Annotated in this window: 4 protein-coding genes and 1 pseudogene; all 5 read left to right on the top strand. The window is 66.9% G+C overall.

Annotated elements, in window-relative coordinates; translation table 11 throughout:
• Positions 1-254, top strand: a pseudogene (locus EN914_RS29230) (ABC transporter substrate-binding protein); the annotation flags it as partial.
• Between the two features lie 280 nt (positions 255-534).
• The gene (locus EN914_RS29225) at positions 535-1,131 is read left to right on the top strand and encodes a thioredoxin family protein (RefSeq protein ID WP_024501572.1); all 597 of its coding nucleotides are present in this window, start codon (positions 535-537) and stop codon (positions 1,129-1,131) included.
• Positions 1,132-1,162: 31 nt separating this feature from the next.
• The gene (locus EN914_RS29220) at positions 1,163-2,788 is read left to right on the top strand and encodes an FAD-binding protein (protein ID WP_024501571.1); all 1,626 of its coding nucleotides are present in this window, start codon (positions 1,163-1,165) and stop codon (positions 2,786-2,788) included.
• Positions 2,785-3,111 (top strand): ferredoxin family protein, encoded by a 327-nt coding sequence (locus EN914_RS29215; RefSeq protein WP_013530816.1) that lies wholly within the window; start codon positions 2,785-2,787, stop codon positions 3,109-3,111. The genes EN914_RS29220 and EN914_RS29215 overlap by 4 nt, the downstream gene beginning before the upstream one ends.
• A 17-nt stretch (positions 3,112-3,128) precedes the next feature.
• The coding region (locus EN914_RS29210) for an ATP-binding cassette domain-containing protein (protein ID WP_127389445.1) at positions 3,129-3,311 on the top strand (183 nt) is incomplete at its 3' end.

Below are 3,311 nucleotides of genomic sequence, written 5' to 3'. Positions count from 1 at the left end.
TCGTACAGGGCTACAAGGCGGCGTCGGAGGAAAAACTGATCGAGATGGCGCCTGACGTCATCCTGATGATGGGCGACGGCAAGGGCGGGCCGTCGGCCGAGCTGGTGTTCGGCAACCGCGCGCTGGCGGCAACGCCGGCGGCAGCCAACAAGGCGCTGGTCGTGCTCGACGGCGCCTACATGATCGGCTTCGGCCCGCGCACATCGGATGCGATCCGCGACCTGGCGAAAGCGCTCTATCCGGAAGGGGAATGATGTCGCGAAAATCGCAAGACGGTTCGGCTGGGCAGTACAATTTCGTCGCCGAACCCCGTTGCGCTTCATAAATGCTGTCCGTCCGGATTTCTCCGGATCGGCTTCCGCCCGAACAAACTTGGCGGCTCGGCCTGAAACATTGGCACGATATTCTAAGCCGCGCGGTTGACCGTGAATGCGCTCTCCAGCCTATAATTATACTAAATTCATAGACTAACTGCAAACGCTCGGAGCGCTCGCATCTTGGCCTGTGAAAATGGTTGCACAAGGGAGCGCATCGATGCCGAAAACAGAGTCCAATCCGGTCGACCTCGGCACCAGGGCCGCCGACTTCCTGCTGCCCGACGCGCAAGGTGTGCTGCACCGCCTTGCCGATTTCGACGCCAAGCCGGCCTTGCTCGTCGCTTTCATCTCCAACCGCTGCCCGTTCGTCGTGCTGATCCGCGAGCAGCTTGCCGCTTTCGCCAGGGATTATGCGGGCAAGGGGCTGCAGGTGGTGGCGATCAACGCCAACGACCACGAGGCGCATCCGGAGGAGAGGCTCGCCCATATCGGCGAGGAGGCCGAAAAATTCGGCTATTCCTTCCCCTATCTCAAGGATGCGTCGCAGCAGACGGCGAAAGCCTATGGCGCGGCTTGCACGCCCGACTTCTTCCTGTTCGGCACTGACCGGCGGCTCGCCTATCACGGCCAGTTCGACGATGCGCGGCCGGGCAACGGCAAGCCGGTGACGGGTGCCGATCTGCGCGCGGCGGTCGATACGGTGCTGGAGGGCGGCAGGCCCACTGCCAGCCAGGCGCCGTCGATCGGCTGCAACATCAAGTGGAGCGCGGGCAACGAGCCGGTGTGGTCTTCCAGCGCGGCCCGCGCGGCCTAGCGCCTGCTTCGACTTTATTCGCCAGGTCTCCATGCCCAAGCCGCAAAAATCCGCTTCCGACAGCTTGCTGCTCCAGGCCGACGTGCTGGTGCTGGGCGGCGGTCCGTCGGCAGCTTGGGCAGCAGTCGCCGCGGCCGAGGCCGGCGCCAAGGTGGTGCTGGCCGACAAGGGCTATCTCGGCACCAGCGGCGCCACCGCGCCGTCCAACACCGGCACCTGGTGCGTGCCGCCGGGCGACAACAGGCATGCCGTGGTCGAGCGACGCTGGCAGCGCACCGGCGAACTCGCCGACCCGCGCTGGATGCTGCGCTGCGTTGACACCGCCTACCGCAACCTGCTCAGGCTCTCCGAATGGGGCTATCCCTTCCCGAGCGAGGATGACGGCCGGCTCTACATCGCCAATCTGCGCGGCCCGGACTACATGCGCTTCATGCGCCGCCGCGTGCTTTTGGCCGGCGTCACCGTCCTCGACCATCATCCCGCGCTCGAACTTTTGTCGGACGGCGATGCCATCGTCGGCGCCGCCGGTGTCGCCAGGCAGATCGGCCAGGATTGGCGCGTCGACGCCAACGCGGTGGTGCTGGCGACCGGTGGCTGCGCTTTCCGCGAGCGCATCCTCGGCGCGACCGGGCTGACCGGCGACGGCTATCTGATGGCGGCGGAGGCCGGCGCCAGCCTGTCGGGCATGGAGTTCACCGGCAAATACACGCTGGCGCCCTACGGCTCCTCGTTGAACAAGGGGCTGCCGTTCCGCTGGGCGTCGTTCCATCGCGAAGATGGCTCACCGATCGTCGGGCCGACCGGCGAGCCGTTGCGCAACGGCATCGGCGACCGCGAGGAGGAAGTGGCGCGCGCGCTGATCGACGGCCCGGTCTACGCGCGGCTCGATCAGGCCGAACCAGCGCTGCAGGGCTGGCTGCGCCAGGGCCAGCCGAATTGCTTCGTGCCCTATGACCGCGCCGGCATCGACCCTTTCAGCGAGCTGTTCCGCATCACCCTGCGCGCCGAAGGCACGGTGCGCGGCACGGGCGGCATAGACATCGTCTCCGACGATTGCGCCACCGGCGTACCCGGCCTCTATGTCGCCGGCGACGCGGCCAGCCGCGAGATCATGACCGGTGCGGTGTCGGGCGGCGGCGCCGTCAATTCGTCCTGGGCGCTGGCCAGCGGCTGGTGGGCGGGCAAGGGCGCTTCGACCCATGCCAAGCGCCGGACCGGCAAGGCATTCCGCACTGAGGTGCAGTCGCTTGGCCAGGCTGGATTACGTCCTGCATCATCGCCGCGCGTCGACATCTCGGCAGGCGAAGTCATCGAGGCGGTGCGCAGTGAGGTGACGCCGCTCGACAAGAATTTCTTCCGCACCGGCGAAGGCCTGGAGAAAAGCGGCGAGCGGTTGGAGAGTGTCTGGCGCGACGTGCGCGACCATCTGCAAGGCGACGGGCTGGATAGGGTCCGTACCCGAGAGGCAGCTTCGATCGCCGCCGCCGGGCGCTGGTCCGTGGCCGCAGCGCTGCACCGCACCGAGAGCCGCGGTATGCATCGCCGCACCGATTTGCCGGGCAAGAGCCCGGCCTTCGCGCACCGGCTGGTCATCACCGGTGTGGATGCGTTCCGCATCGCAGGCGCGCCTGAGCGGCTGGCGGAGCTGGCGTCATGATCGAGATCGTCTCGGCCACGCGCTGTGTCGAATGCGACATCTGCGTCAAGGTGTGCCCGGCCAACGTCTTCGACGCGACCGAGAGCGGCGTGCCAGTGATCGCCCGCCAGGAGGACTGCCAGACCTGCTTCCTGTGCGAAATCTACTGCCCGACCGACGCGCTCTATGTGGCCGAGTTCGCCGAAGGGCCGACCGGCATCACGGAAGCTCAGGCCGACGCCCGACAGCTGTTTGGCTCCTATGCCCGCGCGCTCGGCTGGAAGCGCGGCAAGGCCGGCGGCTCGGAATTCGACCCGACGCACCGCATCCGCGTGGCGCAGTGAACCGATCGGAGACAGATATGGACCGTATCGTCGTCAGCGACATCAGCAAGACCTTCCAGCTCAAGCCGGGGCAGTTCGTCACCGTCGATGGCGAGGCGACCGACCGCGTCATCGTGCTCGATGGCGTTGACCTCTCGATCCGCAAGGGCGAGTTCATCACGCTGGTCGGCCCCAGCGGCTCGGGCAAGTCGGTGCTGCTC

Origin of the sequence: Mesorhizobium sp. M7A.F.Ca.CA.001.08.2.1 (assembly GCF_003998455.1) — a bacterium.
GTDB classification, from domain to species: domain Bacteria; phylum Pseudomonadota; class Alphaproteobacteria; order Rhizobiales; family Rhizobiaceae; genus Mesorhizobium; species Mesorhizobium ciceri.
The sequence above is the reverse complement of the archived record's forward strand: the minus strand, read 5'-3'. Positions and strand labels throughout refer to the sequence as shown.

Bases quoted from the DNA above. Each gene is read 5' to 3' on its own strand.
- EN914_RS29220 (WP_024501571.1), top strand. From the start codon at position 1,163: ATGCCCAAGCCGCAAAAATCCGCTTCCGACAGCTTGCTGCTCCAGGCC.
- EN914_RS29225 (WP_024501572.1), top strand. From the start codon at position 535: ATGCCGAAAACAGAGTCCAATCCGGTCGACCTCGGCACCAGGGCCGCC.
- EN914_RS29215 (WP_013530816.1), top strand. From the start codon at position 2,785: ATGATCGAGATCGTCTCGGCCACGCGCTGTGTCGAATGCGACATCTGC.